Below are 19300 nucleotides of genomic sequence, written 5' to 3'. Positions count from 1 at the left end.
TGTGCAGGCTTGTGTGGGAGCGGGCTTGCTCGCGAAAGCGGTGTGTCAGTCACTATTTCCGGTGAATGACACACCGCTTTCGCGAGCAAGCCCGCTCCCACATTTTGAACTGTGCCCGCTTCAGATTTTTGCCAACAGCTCCAACCCTTCATGCAACGCCGGGAACAGGCTGTTGTTGAAGTTATTCCAGCGCAATTCGAGGATGGTGTCCTCAGGCGAAATCTCGGTCTTCAACACGTCGTGAAACACCTCCCCCGAATCAATGCCGTTATCCACGTAATGAAACGATGCGCCAGTCAGGTACAGCGGTTCCGACGGCGTGGTGGCCTTGGTGGTCCAATCCGTCACCGTCAGCCCGCGCGCGCCGTACAGCGCATTCCACGTGGCATACGCGCCGCGGCGCTCGTACGGCGATTCGATGCGGGTAATACCGGGGTGAATGTTCATGATGCGCCGCGCAAATGGCGCACCCGGTCGCACCAGCTCATCCAGGATCACCAGCAAGCCATCGAGCACCACGATGTCAGCCTTCAATTCCACCAGCGTGTCATGCAAGCGACGTTCGAAATCCTGCTTGCCGGCGATGTGTTCGGCGCTGCCCCGTGGCAAGCGGCGATAGGTGGACGGCACACTCAACAACAAGTCATTGACCAGCCGGCCCTGCACCCGCAGGTCCGCCGGGTACAGCCACTGGCGGCCAGGCTGGTAGGCAAAGCCGTAGTCCTTGACCAGTTGCTGGTCCCGCGGGTTCTGCTCGTCATCGTCGTACACCACGCCCACCAGGTTGTAGGCCTCGCCCAGCGAGGTGTCGTTCAACGAACCCACCAGGAACTCCAGCACCGATTTCATGTAGCGCTCGTGGTCCTTGTAGGCCACCGGCTGCCCGGCCTTGTCGGCGGCAGCATTTCTCAGGGACCACACGTACACCAGATTCTTCTTCGACATTGTTTCGCTCTCGCTGGATGGACTGCGCGCTGCGTGTTTACGCGTGCGCCTACATCACAAGAACGAACCAGCCCGCCGCCAATTTATCTGCCGCCGGCACCACCGGGCACATCGCGCTAAATACTCGCCACCACGCTTCGTTTGTCATGGGTAAGGGTCTGTGTGCCCAGCCCCTCTATTCACTCTCCGGGAAGTATTTATGACCGACCCCAAGCGCGGCGCCTTCAATGGTCTGCTCGCATTGCTCAGACCTTTTCGTACCCTGGTGACGGTGTCCGTCGCCCTGGGCATGGCAGGCGGCCTGGCCATCACCTTTTTGCTGGCCACCATCAACAACGCCCTGCACTCCTCCACCGGCATGACCCAAGGCGTGGTACTGACCTTTGCCGCCCTGTGCGTGCTGGCCCTGACCAGTTCGATCGTGTCCGACATCGGCACCAACTATGTCGGCCAACGCATCATCGCCGCGTTGCGCAAGGAACTGGGCGAGAAAGTGCTGTCGGCGCCCATCGAACAGATCGAGCGCTACCGCTCCCACCGCCTGATCCCGGTGCTGACCCACGACGTCGACACCATCAGCGATTTCTCCTTCGCCTTCACCCCGCTGGCCATCGCCACCACCGTGACCCTGGGTTGCCTGGGCTACCTGGCGTACCTATCGGTGCCGATGTTCCTGCTGATGATCGTCGCCATCGCCATCGGTTGCAGCGTGCAGTTCATCGCCGGCGCCAAGGGCATTCGCGGTTTTGACGAGGCCCGTGACCTCGAAGACGAACTGCAACGCTACTATTCGGCAATCGCCTCGGGCGCCAAGGAGCTGCGCATCCACCGGCCACGTCGCTATCGCATGAACACCCATCGCATCCAGGAAACCGCCGACCAGATCAGCGACATCCAGGTGCGCTCGGTGAACATCTATATCGTCGCCAAGACCTTCGGCTCGATGCTGTTCTTCGTAGTCATCGGCCTGGCCCTGGCGATGCAGGCCTACAGCCCCAATCCGGACCCGGCGGTGATCACCGGTTTCGTACTGGTGCTGCTGTACATGAAAGGCCCGCTGGAGCACGTGGTGGGTTACCTGCCGATCATCGGCAAGGCGCGTATCGCGTTTGCGCGCATCAGCGAACTGGCCGAACGGTTCTCATCCCCCGAGCCGCACTTGTTGATGGACGCCAGCGAGGCGCCTCACCCGGTGGTCACCAGCCTGGAATTGCGCGGCGTGAGCTACAGCCCGCCGCCGGTGGAGGGCAGCCAGCCGTTCCACCTGGGGCCGATCAACCTGAGCATCAAGCAGGGCGACATCGTGTTTATCGTCGGCGAAAACGGCTGCGGCAAGACCACCCTGATCAAGCTGTTGCTGGGCCTGTACCCACCCCAGTCCGGAGAAATCCGCCTCAACGGAGAAACCGTCACCGACCCGGTGCGCGACGACTATCGCCAGTTGTTCACCACCGTATTTGCCGACTATTACCTGTTCGATGACCTGGTACAGGGCAGCGCCACGCAGTCGCTGGACAGCGCGACCAAGTACCTCGAGCGCCTGGAGATTGCGCACAAGGTCAGCGTCAAGGACGGCGTGTTCAGCACCACCGACCTGTCCACCGGCCAGCGCAAGCGCCTGGCCCTGGTCAACGCCTGGCTCGAAGAGCGCCCGGTGCTGGTGTTCGACGAATGGGCCGCCGACCAGGACCCGGTCTTTCGCAAGATTTTCTATACCGAGCTGCTGCCGGACCTCAAGCGCCTGGGCAAGACCATCATCGTGATCAGCCACGACGACCGCTATTTCGACATCGCCGACCAGTTGGTGCGCCTGCGTGCGGGCAAGGTCGTGCACGAATTGGAATCGGCATGAAAAAAACTTTCCGGTTTTTTCAAGTAGGAACGTCTCACTAGTGGTAATGAGAACCAGACTCAATAAACATCTATAATCTGCCCACTAAAACATAGAAGAGAAAGTATTCATGTCAGTACGACTCGGTCTGAGCCCCTTGAGCAAAGCGCTATCGATGCGACGGGCACTGAACTTCAACCTGTTGCCCAGCGCGCTGGCGCTGGCCGTGTCGCTGCCGATTGCCGGCTATGTACAGGCACAGGAACTTGAGATCGACGTGCCGGCCCAGTCCCTGGGTAGCGCACTGCAAGCGTTCGGCCGCCAGTCCAACCTGCAAGTGCTGTACAGCCCGACGGATGTGGAAGGCAAGCGCAGCAACGCCGTCAAAGGCAAATTCGACCCGGACCGCGCCCTCGGCACCCTGCTCAAAGGCACCGGCGTCGGGTATGGCCTGCAAGGCAACACCATCAGTATCAGCAGCCACGCAGGTTCCGGCCTGGAACTGGGCGCGACCCAAGTGACCGCCAACCAACTCGGCACCGTGACCGAAGGCACCGGCTCCTACACCCCGGGCACCATCGCCACCGCCACGCGCCTGGTACTGACGCCACGGGAAACGCCGCAATCGATCTCGGTGGTCACGCGCCAGGCCATGGATGACTTCGGCCTCAACTCGATTGACGACGTGATGCGCCACACCCCCGGCATTACCGTGTCGACCTATGACAGTGAGCGTACCAACTATTTCTCGCGCGGCTTTTCCATCAATACCTTCCAATACGACGGTATTCCAACCCTGCGCGACGCCCAATACTCGGCTGGCCAGACGCTGACCGACATGGCCATCTATGACCGCATAGAAGTGCTCAAGGGCGCTACCGGTTTGTTGACCGGGGCTGGCGGTGTAGGCGGCACGCTCAATTTGATCCGCAAGAAGCCGACGTCCGAGTTCCAAGGTAGCGTCGAATTGGGCGCCGGGTCTTGGGACAACTACCGCTCCCAGATCGACGTAAGCGGCCCGCTGACTGAAACTGGAAATATTCGTGGTCGAGCGGTTGCGTCATATCAAGACAAGCACTCGTTCCTCGACCACTACTCGCGCAAGACCAGTGTTTTCTACGGGATTCTTGAAGCCGACCTGGACGAAGACACCCTGCTGACCGTAGGCGCCGACTACCAGGACAGCGACCCGAAAGGTTCCAGCTGGACCGGCAGCCGCATGATCTTCGACGCAGAAGGCAAAGAGCTGGACTTGCCACGCTCGTTCAACAACGGCCCGAAATGGGGTTCGTGGGCGCAATACAGCCGTACAGCCTTCGCCACTCTGGAACATAGCTTCGCCAATGGCTGGGTCGCCAAAGGCCAATACAACCACCAGATCAACGGCTACCATGCACCGCTAGGCGCCCTCTCTCAGGACTCCGGCAACCAGAGCTCGCTGTTTGCAAAAAAACACACTGGCGAAACCACCGGAGACAGCCTTGACGCCTACGCCACGGGGCCTTTTGAACTGTTTGGTCGTGAGCACGAGTTGGTGGTGGGCCAATCCATTTCGACCAGCAAATGGACGGGCAAGAGCTACAACGCCGTCTTTGCTCCCGGCACCAACTCTGCTGACTTCTATAACTGGGACGGCGACATTCCGGAGCCAGAGTGGGTTCAATACCGCAAACTCGACCAGAGCACTCGCCAGACCGGCACTTACCTCACCAGCCGCTTCAGCCTGACCGACGAAATGCACCTGCTGCTCGGCGCGCGCCTGGCCAACTACGAAGTCACCGGCACCAGCAAGTCCAAGGAGAGCGGTAAAGTCGTGCCTTATGCCGGCCTGACATACGACCTCAACGATAACTTTACCGCCTACACCAGCTTCACTGAGATCTTCCAGCCGCAGACCGACTACTTCGACCGCGAAGACAAAATGCTTGAGCCGGACGAAGGTAAGAACTACGAAATCGGCCTCAAGGGTGAATTCTTCAATGGACGTTTGAATTCCAGCCTCGCGTATTTCGAAGTCCACGAAGAAAACCGTCCGGAACTCGACAGCGAGCACAACTCAGTTCCCGGCAACGATACGGCCTACTACGGCATCAAATCCAAGACCAAGGGCTACGAAGCAGAAATCTCCGGCGAAATCGCCACCGGCTGGCAGCTGCAGGCGGGCTACACCCACAAGGTTGCCCGCGACGACAGCGGCGTGAAGGTTTCCACCTGGGAACCGGAAGACCAGGTCAACTTCTACACCACCTACAAACTCACCGGCCCGCTGGACAAGCTCACCGTCGGCGGTGGCGCACGCTGGCAGAGCGAAGGTTGGAAGTCGATCCGCAACTCCGGCCTGCGCCGCTCCGAAGTCCTCACCCAAGACCCGTACTGGCTGGTGGACCTGATGGCCCGCTACCAGATCACCAAAAACCTGTCGGCCACCCTCAACGTCAACAACGTGTTCGACAAGAACTACTACACCAACATCGGTTTCTATGACTCCGCCTACCCTGGCGACCCGCGCAACATGATGGTCACCACCCGCTACAACTTCTAAACCCGCGCTAAAGCAAAAGCCCCGTATCTCGCGATACGGGGCTTTTTTGTGCCTGCAATACTATTTTGTAGTGAGCGGGCTTGCCCCGCGCCGGGGGGCGAAGCCGCCCCAAACCCAGGCACCTGGGTCTGTCTGAAACACCGCAGAGGACCGTTTTGGGGCGGCTTCGCCACCCAGCGCGGGCAAGCCCGCTCACTACAGGGATGGTTTATGCCAGAGCCGCCGCCAAGGCCCCGTCTAACGAGATACGCGGCTTTTTTATCACCCTGAAACGCAATCTGTAGTGAGCGGGCTTGCCCCGCGCCGGGGGGCGAAGCCGCCCCAAACCCAGGCACCTCGGTCTGTCTGAAACACCGCGCAGGACCGTTTTGGGGCGGCTTCGCCACCCAGCGCGGGCAAGCCCGCTCACTACAGGGATGGTTTATGCCAGGGCCGCCGCTAGGCTTTTGATGAACTCAGCGTTATCAACAATCCGATGGTGAGTCGTGTCGATCACCACCGAGCGCTCGATCCCCGCCTGCCCAATCACCTCGCGCAAACCACTTTCGATCAGCGCCTGGTGCATCCCCGCCTCGCTACGTGCCGCCCACCAGCAACTGACCGGCGCCTTGATCGCGCGGAAGTCAGTGGCCTGCAAACGCTCATCGAGGATCTGCTTGATCGCCCACGAACGCTCGGTTTCACCGCCACTTTGCAGTTCGGCCTTGAGGGCCTGGAAGCTGGCGCCCAGCGTCGCATCCGCCCAGTCGCACAGGTGCTGCCACTGTTGCTCCTCATTGCAATGAGCCTGCTGCGCCTGGCGCCATTGCGCCTGGACCTGCTCGGCATGCGCGGGGAACATCACCTCCAACATCTGCGCCCGGCGTTCAACCGCACTCAGTTGCGGCTGCGACGGTGCAGCGCCCTGCTCCCAGAACGCGGTAAACCGTGACGGCGGTGGCCCGTCGATCCAGCCGACAAACTCCACCGTGCGCCCGGCCTGCTCCAGCAGGTACGTCACTTCCATCGCCAGGTTCCCACCCAGCGACCAGCCCGCCAGTCTGAAGGCGCCCTGAGGCTGCGCGTTCAACAGTTGCTGGGCGTAGTCCTCGACCATCTGCGTCCAACCCGGCACTGCACCGTCCTCTGCCACCAGCGCCCGGCAAATAATCCCGAACACCGGCCGCTGTTCACGCAATGCCAAGGCAATTGGCTTGTAGCAATGCACCGAGCCGAAACTTGGGTGGAACAGGTACAGCGGCGTGCCTTGGGTCTGGCTGTTGAGCGGCACGATCAATGAACTTGGCGCATCACCCTCGATACAACGGGCTTGCCCGGCCACCGTGGGGTTGAGCATCAACTGATTGACGGCCAGCACCGCGCCGCAGAGCCGATTGATCCGCTCCTTGAGCATCAGCACCAACAACGAATGGCCGCCCAATTCAAAGAAATTGTCGTGCAAACCAACGCGTTCAACCTCGAGCACCTCGGCCCAAATCGACGCAATCTGGTGCTGCAACGCCGTTTGCGGCGCAGCGAATTCACCCCCCCGGCCATGGGCATCCGGCTTGGGCAGCGCCTTGCGGTCCAGCTTGCCGTTGGGGCTCAGCGGCATCTGCTCGAGCACCACCCACTGCGCCGGCACCATGTAATCCGGCAAGTGCCGGGCCAGGTGCGCGCTGACGTGCGCACGCCACTCGGCGTCGGTCGCGTGCAGCACCACATAGCCCACCAGCTGCTTGCTATCGACCACCAGCACCGTGGCTTCGCGCACCAACGGATGCTCCAGCAGGCGCGCTTCGATTTCACCCAACTCAATACGCAGGCCGCGCAACTTGACCTGATGATCGAGGCGCCCGAGGTACTCAATCACCCCGTCGGCACGTTGGCGAACGCGGTCGCCGGTGCGGTACAAGCGTGCGCCGCGCTGGAATGGGCACGGCACGAAGCGCTCGGCCGTCAAGGCCGGACGCCGGTGATAACTGCGCGCCAGGCCTTCACCGCCCAGGTACAACTCACCGGCAACCCCGACCGGCACCGGCAGCAACTGCGCATCCAGCACATGGGTACGCAGGTTGGCGATGGGTTCACCGATCGGCACGGTATCGCTGCCTTCATCGGTGCAAGTCCAATGCGTCACGTCAATCGCCGCTTCCGTCGGGCCATACAGGTTGTACAGCCCGGCCTGGGGCAACTTGGCAAAGACCTGCTGCTGGGCATCCACCGGCAGCGCTTCGCCACTGCACACAATGCGTTGCAGGCTATGACAGGTCGATACCGCCGGGTCTTGCAGGAACGCCTGCAACATTGACGGCACAAAGTGCAGCGTAGTGACCTGCTCGGCGTTGATCAGGCTGACCAGCCTCGCCGGATCGCGATGATCACCCGGCGCTGCCACCACCAGGCGTGCGCCAGTCATCAACGGCCAGAAGAACTCCCACACCGACACGTCAAAACTGAACGGGGTCTTTTGCAGCACCGTGTCTCGCGCATCCAGACCATAGGCCTGCTGCATCCAGCACAGGCGGTTGGTCAGTGCCGAATGTCGGTTGCCTGCGCCTTTGGGCTGGCCGGTGGAGCCGGAGGTGTAGATCACATAGGCGAGGTTTTCCGGATCGATAGCGATGCCTGGGTTGTGCTCGCCATACCCTTCGAACCACGACTCACCCAGCACCACGCTGTGCAACCCTGCTGGAATCGGCAGTTGTTCCAACACGTGCGCCTGGGTCAACAGCAGTGTCACGCCGCTGTCTTCAAGCATGTACGCCAGGCGTTCGCGTGGATATTCCGGGTCAAGCGGCACATAGGCACCGCCCGCCTTGAGAATCGCCAGCAAGCCGACGACCATTTCGATGGAGCGCTCCACTGCCACGCCGACCAGCACGTCAGGGCCCACACCGGCGCTGATCAAACGATGGGCCAGGCGGTTGGCGCGACGGTTCAGCTCGGCGTAGCTCAGGCGTATTTCAGCAAATGCCAAGGCTGGCGCATCCGGCGTGCGTGCGGCCTGTTCTTCGATCAGCTGGTGCACACCGCGTTGCAGCGGGTAAACCTGGGCGGTGGCGTTCCAGTCGTGGACCACTGACTGCTGCTCGAGCGCATCCAGCAACGGCAACTGGCCGATGCGCTGTTGCCCATCACCGGCCATGCCTTCCAGCAGATTCAGCCAGTGCTGCGCCATGCGGGCCGGCGTGGCGGCGTCGAACAAGTCGCTGGCATAGATCAGCGAAGCCAATAGCGCATCGCTCGACTCCTGGGTGCTCAGGCTCAGGTCGAACTGTGCGGTGCGGGTTTGCCATTCCAGGCCACTGACGTGCAGGCCCGGCAGTTGTTGCGCCGGTTCTGAGGTCTCGGCCTGGTGGTTGAACATCACCTGGAACAACGGGTTGAAACTCAGGTTGCGCTCAGGGTGCAACGCTTCGACTAACTGTTCGAACGGCAAATCCTGGTGCGCCTGGGCTTCCAGCGCCCGTTGCTTGACCTGTTGCAGCAGCTGGCTGACGGTCAGTTGGCCGTCGATGTCGGCCTTGAGCACCTGGGTGTTGACGAAGAAGCCGATCAGCCGCTCGGTTTCCTCACGGTTGCGGTTGGCAATCGGCACGCCGACGCGGATGTCCGACTGGCCGCTGTAGCGGTGCAGCAAGGTCTGGAACGAGGCGAGCAGCAACATGAACAGCGTGACTTCTTCACGCTGCGCCACTTGCCGCAACGCCGCCAGCAAGCGCGGCGGCACACTGATGTCCAGGCTCGCACCGCGATGGCTTTGCAGGGTTGGGCGGCCGTGGTCCAACGGCAGCTCCAGCACTGGTTGCTCGCCTCCCAGGCGCTCGCGCCAGTAGTCGAGCTGGCGATGTTTTTCGCCGGCATCCATCCAGTCGCGCTGCCAGCTCGCGTAATCGGCGTATTGCAGCGCCAGGTCAGGCAGTTGCAGGTCCTGGCCGCGGCTGTAGGCCGCATACAGTTGCACCAGCTCATCGACCATCACCTGCATCGACCCGCCATCAGAGACAATGTGGTGCTGTACCAGCACCAACACATGCTCGTCCTCGGCCAGGCGCAGCAGGTTGACGCGCATCAGCGGGCCGCGTTGCAGGTCAAACGGCTCGGCGATCAGTGCTTCGACCAGGGCCAGCACGTCACCCTCATCGACGTCACGACGCGAGATCTCGACCTCGGCATGCGCCGCAATCACCTGTACCGCGCGCTCGCCGTCCTGTTGCACATGGGTGCGCAGGCTTTCATGACGGGCGACCAGGGTGTCGAAACTGCGCTGCAACGCAGCCGTGTCGAGGCGTCCTTTCAGGCGCAAGGTGCCGGGGATATGGTAAGCGGCGCTGTGTGGGTCCAATTGCCAGAGGAACCACTGGCGCTCCTGGGCGTACGACAACGGCAACGGCTGCTCACGCCCTACCGCCACCATCGGCGGCGCCAGTGGCTGTGTGTTCACGGCATCGGCCAGCACGCTGGCGACAAACCCTTGCAGGCGTGGCTGCTCGAACAGGCTGCGCAGCGGCACCTCACGCCCGAGCAGGTTACGCAGGCGTGAGATCACTTGCATCGCCAGCAACGAATGACCGCCCATCTCGAAGAAGTGGTCGTTCAGGCCGACACGCTCGGCGCCGAGGATCTCGGCCCAGATCGCCGCGATGTGTTGCTCCAGTTCAGTGACCGGCGCAACCCAATCCTGTTGCGCCTGGCTGGCGTCCGGCTTGGGCAGGGCCTGGCGGTCCAGCTTGCCGTTCGGGTTGAGCGGCATGCGCTCAAGGAAGATCAGGTGCGCGGGCACCATGTAGTCCGGCAGTTGCTCGCGCAGCAGCGTTTTCAGGGCTTCAGCGTCCTGCTCGGCAGCAACCAGATAAGCCACCAGTTGATTATCAGCCGCCAGCACCAGGGTTTCGCGCACACCGTCCTGCGCCAGCAACAGGGCTTCGATTTCCCCCAACTCGATACGGAAACCACGGATTTTCACCTGATGGTCCACACGGCCGACGTATTCGATCACGCCATCGGCGCGATAACGCGCCAGGTCGCCGGTGCGGTACAGGCGGTCGCCGCCGAAAGGATCGGGAACGAAACGTTCAGCAGTCAGCAACGGGCGATTCAAGTAAGCACGGGCCAGGCCGCATTGGCTGCCGATGTACAACTCACCGACGGCGCCCAACGGTGCCAGATTCAAATCGCGATCCAACACGTACAGTGCACGCCCCGGCAACGAACGGCCAATCGGGCTGGCGGTGGCGCCGATGGTTTCTTCACCACGGGTGCAATCCAGCACGCTCGACACCACCGTGGCCTCGGTCGGGCCGTAGGTATTCAACAAACGTACGTGGCCAAGGCCAGCCTTGAGCCACTGCGCCGGGCCGTCCAACGGCATCGCTTCGCCGCCGATATGGATCTGGCGCAACGCCCCATAAGAGCGCGGCCCCGCTGCCAGGCAATCGAGCAGGAACAGGTTCCAGTACGCCGTCGGCAAGTCCGCCAGGGTGATGCCTTGGCGGATGATCTCCGCGTACAGGCGGCCGCTGTCCCACAGCTCGGCACCGCGCAGAACTACGGTCGCGCCGTGGGTCAGCGCCGGGTAGAGCTGCTCGACGAAACCGTCGAAGTTCAGGGTGGCGAACTGCAGGACACGATCGTCCTCGCTCAACCGCGAATAGCCGGCCGCAATCGCGGAAAACTCGGTCAACGCCGCATGGTTGATCGCCACGCCTTTAGGCTTGCCGGTGGAGCCTGAGGTGTAGATCACGTAGGCCAGGTTCTGTGGTTCAACTGCTACCTGCGGATTACCTTCGGCACACGGGTCCAGCGCCAACCGATCAATCGCCACGCTGCGCAGCCCTGCGGGCAACGGCATTGGTACGTGGGACTGGGTCAGCACCAGGCTCACGCCGCTGTCTTCCAACATGTGCAGCAGGCGTTCGCGCGGGTATTGCGGGTCCAGCGGCACGTAGGCGCCGCCCGCCTTGAGGGTCGCCAACAGGCTGACCACCATGGCGAACGAACGCTCCACCGCGACACCGACCAGGACCTCGGGGCCGACCCCCTCAGCGATCAGGTAATGCGCCAGCTGGTTAGCCTGGCGATTGAGCTCGGCGTAGGTCAGCGTCTGCTCATCCAGGCACAGGGCAATGGCGTCGGGACGTCGTCGTACTTGCCGCTCGAACAGCCCGTGCACACCCAACGGGCTTTGGAATGCAGCAGCGCCGTTGTTCCATTGCACTTGCTCGACCCCGGCCAGCAGCGGCAACTCGCAGACACGTCTGTGCGCATCAGCGGCCACTGCGTGCAACAAGTGCTGCCAGTGCTGGGCCATGCGCGCGATGGTCGCGTCGGTAAACAGGTCGGTGGCGTAGGTCAGCGTGGCAAACAGGCCATCGGCCGAGGCTTGGGTGTCCAGGCTCAAGTCGAAATGCGCCGGATGGTTGTTGGACTCCAGCCCTTCCAGGCGCAGGCCCGGCAGTTGTTCGCCACGCTGCACACGCAGCTCGGACTGGTGGTTGAACATCACCTGGAACAGCGGGTTGTGGCTCAGGCTGCGTTCCGGTTGCAGCGCTTCCACCAACTGTTCGAACGGCAGGTCCTGATGCGCCTGGGCTTCCAGCGCACGGCGCTTGGTCTGTTGCAGCACCTGGGCAAAGCTCATTTGCCCGTCGATTTCAGCCTTGAGCACCTGGGTGTTGACGAAGAAGCCAATAAGACGCTCGGTTTCCACGCGGTTGCGGTTGGCAATCGGCACGCCGATGCGGATGTCCGACTGGCCGCTGTAGCGGTGCAACAGGGTCTGGAACGAGGCCAGCAACAGCATGAACAGCGTCACGCCTTCGCGTTGTGCCAAGGCCTTGAGGCCGGCGACCACATGCGCCTCCAGCGCCACATCCAGGCGTGCGCCGCGATAGCTCTGCACGGCCGGGCGTGGATGATCCAGGGGCAACTCCAGCACCGGTTGCTCCGCGCCCAGCAGTTCGCGCCAGTAACTCAGTTGGCGCTGCTTTTCACCGGCGTCCATCCAGGCACGCTGCCACAGCGCGTAATCGGCGTATTGCAGTGGCATGGCGGGCAACTGCACGTCATGGCCCTGGCTATAGGCGGCATACAGTTGCACCAACTCATCGACCATCACCTGCATCGACCAGCCGTCCGAGACGATATGGTGCTGCACCAGCACCAGCACATGTTCCTGCGCGCTCAGTTGCAACAGCTTGACCCGCAGCAGCGGGCCCTGGCGCAGATCGAACGGGCGGGCGATTTCGGCTTCCACCAGCGCCTGCACCTGCTCGGCAGTCGGGTTATCGAGTGCCAGGCTGTCGATGTGCAGGGTGGCCACCGGCAGCACGCGTTGCAGGGTGCGCTCGCCGGCGCTGACAAACACGGTGCGCAAGGTTTCATGACGGGCCAGCAGGCTGTCGAAGCTACGTTGCAACGCCGAGCGGTCCAGCTCGCCCGTCAGGCGCAAGGCATTAGGCACGTGATAGGCCGCGCTTTCAGGCTCCAACTGCCACAGGAACCACTGGCGTTCCTGGGCGTAAGACAGGCTCAGCGGTTGATCACGGTCCACGGCCAGCATCGCTGGAGCCAACGGCGCTTCATCGCTTTGCAGGGCCTGCAAGGCCAACACGAAACCTTCCAGTTGCGGTTGTTCGAACAGCGTACGCAGGGCGATTTCCCGCGCCAGCAGTTGGCGCACCCGCGAGATCACCTGCATCGCCAGCAGCGAATGCCCGCCCAGCTCGAAGAAGTGATCGGTCAGGCCGACGCGCTCGGCGCCGAGCACATCGGCCCAGATCGCGGCGACTTGTTGCTGCAACGCGGTGACCGGTGCAACCCACATGCCCTGGGACTGCGCGGCGTCAGGTTGCGGCAAGCCCTTGCGGTCGAGTTTGCCGTTGGGGGTCAGGGGCATTTTGGCAAGGAACATGAAGTGCGCGGGCACCATGTAATCCGGCAGGTGGGTTTTCAGGGCGCGGCGCAGGGTTTCGCGGAACTCGGTTTCGTTGGCCAGGGCGGCATCAGCCGGGACGACGTAGGCCACCAGTTGCTTGCCGGTCGGGCCGTCCTGGGCCACCACCACAGTTTCGCCGACGCTGTCCTGTTCCCGCAGGCGCGCTTCGATTTCCCCCAGTTCGATGCGAAAACCTCGGATTTTCACTTGATGGTCGACACGCCCGAGGTAATCGACCACGCCGTCCGCACGCCCACGGGTCAGGTCGCCGCTGCGGTATACGCGGCTGCCGGGCTTGCCGAACGGGTCCGGTACGAAGCGTTCGGCGGTGAGCGCCGGGCGCTCCAGGTAACCCCGGGCCACGCCCTCGCCGCCCAGGTACAACTCGCCGGCGACGCCGATGGGTTGCAGGTTGAGCTGGGCGTCCAGCACGTAGCCGCTGCGGTTGCCCAGCAAGGTGCCAATCGGCGCGTAGACGGCGCCGCAGGGATCGCCTTTGCGCGCTTTCCACAACAGTGGCGTGACCACGGTTTCAGTCGGGCCATAACCGTTGAACAGGTAGGTCGGCTTGAGCGCACGCCAAGCCAGGTCGTAACTGGCCTGCGCCACCGCATCGCCGCCAAAGCAGTAGACCCGCACCGCCGGTGGATTGCCGTCGCGCTCGGCATGTTCGGCCAGCTGTTGCAGGTACACCGGCGGGAACACCGCCATGGTCACGTTGTGGCGATGCATCTGCGCGTAGGTGTATTCCGGCAGCCACAGGCTGTCATCGCGAATCAGCACGCTGGCGCCGTTGATCAACGGATGCATCCAGCCTTCATGGGAGCCGTCGAAGGCGAAGGACATGAAGTGCAGTTCGCAATCGGCCGGACCGGTTTCGTAGCGCTCGCCAGTGGCGATGATGTGCGCCACCAATGGACCGTGGGAAACCGCCACGCCCTTGGGCATGCCGGTGGAGCCGGAGGTGTAGATCACGTAGGCAAGGTTGTCGCCGTCCAACGCCACCTCTGGCGCGGTCTCGGCATAGTCCTCGGTGCAATCAATCGCCAGCACCTCTAGGCCCTCGGCAATCGGCAGTTGCGGCACCGCACTGCTGTGGGTCAGCAGCAATTGCGCGCGGCTGTCTTGCATCATGTACAGCAGGCGATCACGCGGGTATTCGATGTCCAGCGGCACGTACACACCGCCGGATTTCATCACGCCGAGGAACGCCACCAGGCTTTCGGCACTGCGCGGCATGGCAATCGCCACCCGCACTTCGGGGCCGACGCCACGGGCGATCAGCGCGTGGGCCAGGCGGTTGGCCTGGCGATCCAGCTCGCCGTAGCTGAGGGTTTGCGTGTCGAACTTGACCGCCACCGCCTGCGGATTTTCACGGGCGCGGTCGGCGAACAGTTCATGCACCAGACGAGCGTTTGAGAAGCCGGACTCACTGCGATCCCACAGTTGCAGGATGTGCTGTTGCTCATCGGCATCCAGCAGGTTCAACTGCCCGATGTTCTGCTGCTGGTCGGCAACCATCGCCTGCAGCAGGTTCTGCCAATGCCGCGCCATGCGCGCAATGGTCGGCGCATCGAACAGATCGGTGCTGTAACCCAGGGATGCCCACAAGCCGTCGCGGCTGTCATGGGTGTCCAGGTCGAGGTCGAAGTGCGCGGTGCGCCGCTCCCAGGCTAGGTTTTCAATGCTCAGGTGCGCCAGCGCCAGCGGTTCACGCGGCCCGTCGGTCTGGTAGTTGAACATCACCTGGAACAGCGGGTTGAGGCTCAAGCTGCGCTCCGGTTGCAGCGCTTCCACCAGTTGTTCGAACGGCAGGTCCTGGTGGGCCTGGGCGTCCAGCGCCCGTTGCTTGACCTGCTGCAGCAGTTGGGCGACGGTGGTTTGCCCGTCGATCTCGGCCTTGAGCACCTGGGTGTTGACGAAGAAGCCGATCAGCCGCTCGGTCTCGACCCGGTTACGGTTGGCGATGGGCACGCCGACGCGAATGTCCTGCTGGCCGCTGTAGCGGTGCAACAGGGTCTGGAACGACGCCAGCAAGAGCATGAACATCGTCACGCCTTCGCGCTGCGCCAAGGCTTTCAGGTCTGCCGCCAGCGCCGCCGGCAACGGCACGTCGAGACGCGCACCGCGATGGCTTTGCTGGGCGGGGCGCTGGTGATCGAACGGCAATTCCAGCACCGGCTGCTCACCGCCCAGCAGGTCGCGCCAGTAGCTCAACTGGCGCTGTCTTTCGCCGGCTTCCATCCAGTCGCGTTGCCACAGCGCATAGTCGGCGTACTGGATCGGCATCGCCGGCAGTTGCGGCACATCACCGCGGCTGTAGGCGCTGTAGAGCTGCACCAGTTCATCGACCATCACCGCCATCGACGCGCCATCGGAGACGATATGGTGCTGCACCAGCACCAGTACATGCTCATCGGCCGCCAGGCGCAGCAAGGTCACGCGCAACAGCGGGCCCTGTTGCAGGTTGAACGGGCGTGAGATTTCGGCGGCGACCCGCGCATGCAGGTCAGCCTCGTCGATGTCGGCCAGCTCGATGGGGAGCGCGACCTGAGTACCGATCACCTGCACCGCGCCCTCGCCTTCCTGCTGCACATAGGTGCGCAGGCTTTCGTGGCGCGCGATCAAGCTGTTGAAACTGCGCTGCAAGGCCTCGCAGTCCAACTGGCCGGTCAGGCGCAAGGCACTGGGAATATGGTAAGCGGCGCTGTCGGGGTCCAGTTGCCAGAGGAACCACTGGCGTTCCTGGGCGTAAGACAACAGCAGCGGTTGCAGGCGATTGCGCGCTACCAGCGGTGGCGCCTGTTCGCGGCCTTCCAGCGCCTGCACTGCCGCCGCGAAACCGGCCAGCCTTGGTTGTTCGAACACCAGTTTCAACGGTACTTCCTGCGCCAGGACCTGGCGCAGGCGCGAGACCACTTGCATCGCCAACAGCGAGTGGCCGCCCATTTCGAAGAAGTGGTCGTTCAGGCCGACGCGCTCGGCGCCGAGGATCTCGGCCCAGATCGCCGCGATGTGTTGCTCAAGCTCAGTAACCGCCGCAACCCAATCCTGTTGCGCCTGGCTGGCGTCCGGCTTGGGCAGGGCCTGGCGGTCCAGCTTGCCGTTCGGGTTGAGCGGCATGCGCTCGAGGAAGATCAGGTGCGCGGGCACCATGTAGTCCGGCAGTTGCTCGCGCAGCAGCATTTTCAGGGCTTCAGCGTCCTTATCGGCAGCGACCAGATAAGCCACCAGTTGATTGTCAGCCGCCAGCACCAGGGTTTCGCGCACACCGTCCTGCGCCAGCAACAGGGCTTCGATTTCCCCCAACTCGATACGGAAACCACGGATTTTCACCTGATGGTCCACACGGCCGACGTATTCGATCACGCCATCGGCGCGATAACGCGCCAGGTCGCCGGTGCGGTACAGGCGGTCGCCGCCGAAGGGATCGGGGACGAAACGTTCAGCAGTCAGTAACGGGCGATTCAGGTAAGCACGGGCCAGGCCGCATTGGCTGCCGATGTACAACTCACCGACGGCGCCCAACGGTGCCAGGTTGAGGTCACGGTCCAACACGTACAGCGCACGCCCCGGCAACGAACGGCCAATCGGGCTGGCGGTGGCGCCGATGGTTTCTTCACCACGGGTGCAGTCCAGCACGCTCGACACCACCGTGGCCTCGGTCGGGCCGTAGGTATTCAACAAACGTACGTGGCCAAGGCCAGCCTTGAGCCACTGCGCCGGGCCGTCCAACGGCATCGCTTCGCCGCCGATATGGATCTGGCGCAACGCCCCATAAGAACGCGGCCCCGCCGCCAGGCAATCGAGCAGGAACAGGTTCCAGTACGCCGTCGGCAAGTCCGCCAGGGTGATGCCTTGGCGGATGATCTCCGCGTACAGGCGGCCGCTGTCCCACAGCTCGGCACCGCGCAGAACCACGGTCGCGCCGTGGGTCAGCGCCGGGTAGAGCTGCTCGACGAAACCGTCGAAGTTCAGGGTGGCGAACTGCAGGACACGATCGTCCTCGCTCAACCGCGAATAGCCGGCCGCAATCGCGGAAAACTCGGTCAATGCCGCATGGTTGATCGCCACGCCTTTAGGCTTGCCGGTGGAGCCCGAGGTGTAGATCACATAGGCCAGGTTCTGCGGGTCGACCGGTACCTGCGGATTGCTCTCGGCACAGCGCTGCAACGCGTCCTTGGCGCTGTCGATGTCGAGCCTCGCCACCTCGGCGGGCAACGGCAATGGCTGGGCGGATTGGCACACCACCAAACGCACATGGCTGTCTTCGAGCATGTGCAGCAGGCGGTCGCGCGGGTATTGCGGGTCCAGCGGCACGTAGGCGCCGCCCGCCTTGAGGATCGCCAACAGGCTGACCACCATGGCGAACGAACGCTCCACTGCCACGCCGACCATCACTTCCGGTCCGACGCCCTGGCCGATCAGGTAGTGGGCCAAGCGGTTGGCCTCACGGTTCAACTCGGCATAGGTCAGCGTCTGCTCATCCAGGCACAGGGCAATGGCGTCGGGACGTCGTTGCGCTTGCACCTCGAACAGGCCGTGCACACCCAGCGGGCTTTCGAAAGCTGCGCCGCCGTTGTTCCAATCGTTCAGCAAGTCGCGCTGCTCGCCGTCGGCCAGCAACGTCAGTTGCGCCAGGCGGGTGCCCGCGCTGGCAACCATCGCGTGCAGCACGGTTTGCCAATGCTGCGCCATGCGCGCCACGGTGGCGGCTTCGAACAGGTCGGTGGCAAAGGTCCAGGAGGCCCACAAGCCCTGGTCGGTTTCTTCGGTGTCCAGGCTCAAGTCGAACTGCGCACTCTCGCTTGCCCACTCCAGGGAGGTCACGCCCAGCCCCGACAGTTGCTGCTCGCCCACGGCTGTACGAGTTTGCGCCTGGTGGTTGAACATCACCTGGAACAGCGGGTTGTGGCTCAGGCTGCGTTCCGGTTGCAGCGCTTCCACCAGTTGTTCGAACGGCAGGTCCTGGTGACTCTGGGCCTGCAACGTGCGCTCTTTGACCTGGGCCAGTAGTTGGCGGAAGGTCATCTGACCGTCGAGGTCGGCCTTGAGCACCTGGGTATTGACGAAAAAGCCGATCAGGCGTTCGGTCTCAGCGCGGTTGCGGTTGGCAGTCGGCACGCCGATGCGGATGTCCGACTGGCCGCTGTAGCGGTACAGCAGGGTCTGGAACGACGCCAGCAACAGCATGAACAGGGTCACGCCTTCGCGCTGCGCCAAAGCCTTGAGCCCCGCGACCAGCGCAGGTTCCAGCGCCACATCCTGACGCGCGCCGCGATAACTCTGGCGCGCCGGGCGTGGGTGATCGAACGGCAATTCCAGTACCGGCTGGCTGCCACCGAGTTGTTCACGCCAGTAACCGAGCTGGCGCTCCTTCTCCCCCGCTTCCATCCAGCGGCGCTGCCACAGCGCGTAGTCGGCATATTGGATCGGCAGTGCCGCCAACTGGCAGTCCTGGCCGTTGCTGTAGGCGGCGTAGAGCTGCATCAGCTCTTGCACCATCACGCCCATCGACCAGCCGTCGGAGACGATATGGTGCTGCACCAACACCAGCACATGCTCGTCTTCGCCCAGGTTGAGCAGGTTTACGCGCAACAAGGCACCGTGCTGCAAATCGAAGGGCTCGGCGATGAGTGCCTGCACCCGCGCTTGCAACCCGTCTTCGGTGACCGTGCTTTCAATGATGTCGACGACAGCGTGGGCCAGCACCACCTGGGAGCGGTTGTCACCCTCCAGATGCAGGCGCGTGCGCAGGCTTTCATGGCGTTCGAGCAGGCGGTCAAAGCTGCGCTGCAAGGCGCTTTTATCCAGGCGCCCGCTCAGGCGCAGCACGCCGGGAATGTGATAGGCGGCGCTGTCCGGGTCCAGTTGCCAGAGGAACCATTGACGTTCCTGGGCGTAGGACAGCGGCAGTGGTTCACCGGCCTCGCGGGCCGGGGCAATCGGCAGTTGCCCGAAGCTCATGCCGCGGGTTTGCAACCGTTGGTAGAACTGCTGGCGTTGTTCCAGAGGCAGGCGAAGAAAGCGCGACACCAGGTCGATGTTAGGGTTGGAAAGCATG

At 63.0% G+C, this 19300-nt stretch carries 4 protein-coding genes; 2 read left to right on the top strand and 2 right to left on the bottom strand.

Going from position 1 to position 19300, the window contains the following annotated elements:
• Positions 1 to 120: 120 nt before the first annotated feature.
• On the bottom strand, positions 121 to 945 hold the full coding sequence (locus tag AC3ISR_RS11285; RefSeq protein WP_192301119.1) for a formyl transferase: 825 nt from the start codon (positions 943 to 945) through the stop codon (positions 121 to 123).
• A gap of 199 nt (positions 946 to 1144) precedes the next feature.
• Between AC3ISR_RS11285 and AC3ISR_RS11280 the strand changes: the two genes are divergently transcribed.
• Together AC3ISR_RS11280 and AC3ISR_RS11275 are read left to right on the top strand one after the other, a co-directional pair.
• Positions 1145 to 2797 (top strand): cyclic peptide export ABC transporter, encoded by a 1653-nt coding sequence (locus AC3ISR_RS11280; RefSeq protein WP_463984808.1) that lies wholly within the window; start codon positions 1145 to 1147, stop codon positions 2795 to 2797.
• A gap of 109 nt (positions 2798 to 2906) precedes the next feature.
• Complete coding sequence (locus tag AC3ISR_RS11275; RefSeq protein WP_192301117.1) at positions 2907 to 5318, top strand: TonB-dependent siderophore receptor; 2412 nt, start codon at positions 2907 to 2909, stop codon at positions 5316 to 5318.
• Positions 5319 to 5739: 421 nt separating this feature from the next.
• On the opposite strand, the gene AC3ISR_RS11270 is transcribed toward AC3ISR_RS11275, so the two are convergent.
• A complete protein-coding gene (locus AC3ISR_RS11270) occupies positions 5740 to 19299 on the bottom strand; it encodes a non-ribosomal peptide synthase/polyketide synthase (protein WP_463984809.1) in 13560 nt (4519 codons plus the stop codon).
• Position 19300 lies beyond the last annotated feature (1 nt).

It is taken from the genome of Pseudomonas sp. GL_117, assembly GCF_057835125.1.
Note: the sequence above shows the minus strand (reverse complement) of the source record. Positions and strands in the feature narration are given on the sequence as shown.

Coding starts and splice junctions, on each gene's coding strand:
- AC3ISR_RS11285 (WP_192301119.1), bottom strand. CDS start 945: ATGTCGAAGAAGAATCTGGTGTACGTGTGGTCCCTGAGAAATGCTGCC.
- AC3ISR_RS11280 (WP_463984808.1), top strand. CDS start 1,145: ATGACCGACCCCAAGCGCGGCGCCTTCAATGGTCTGCTCGCATTGCTC.
- AC3ISR_RS11275 (WP_192301117.1), top strand. CDS start 2,907: ATGTCAGTACGACTCGGTCTGAGCCCCTTGAGCAAAGCGCTATCGATG.
- AC3ISR_RS11270 (WP_463984809.1), bottom strand. CDS start 19,299: ATGCTTTCCAACCCTAACATCGACCTGGTGTCGCGCTTTCTTCGCCTG.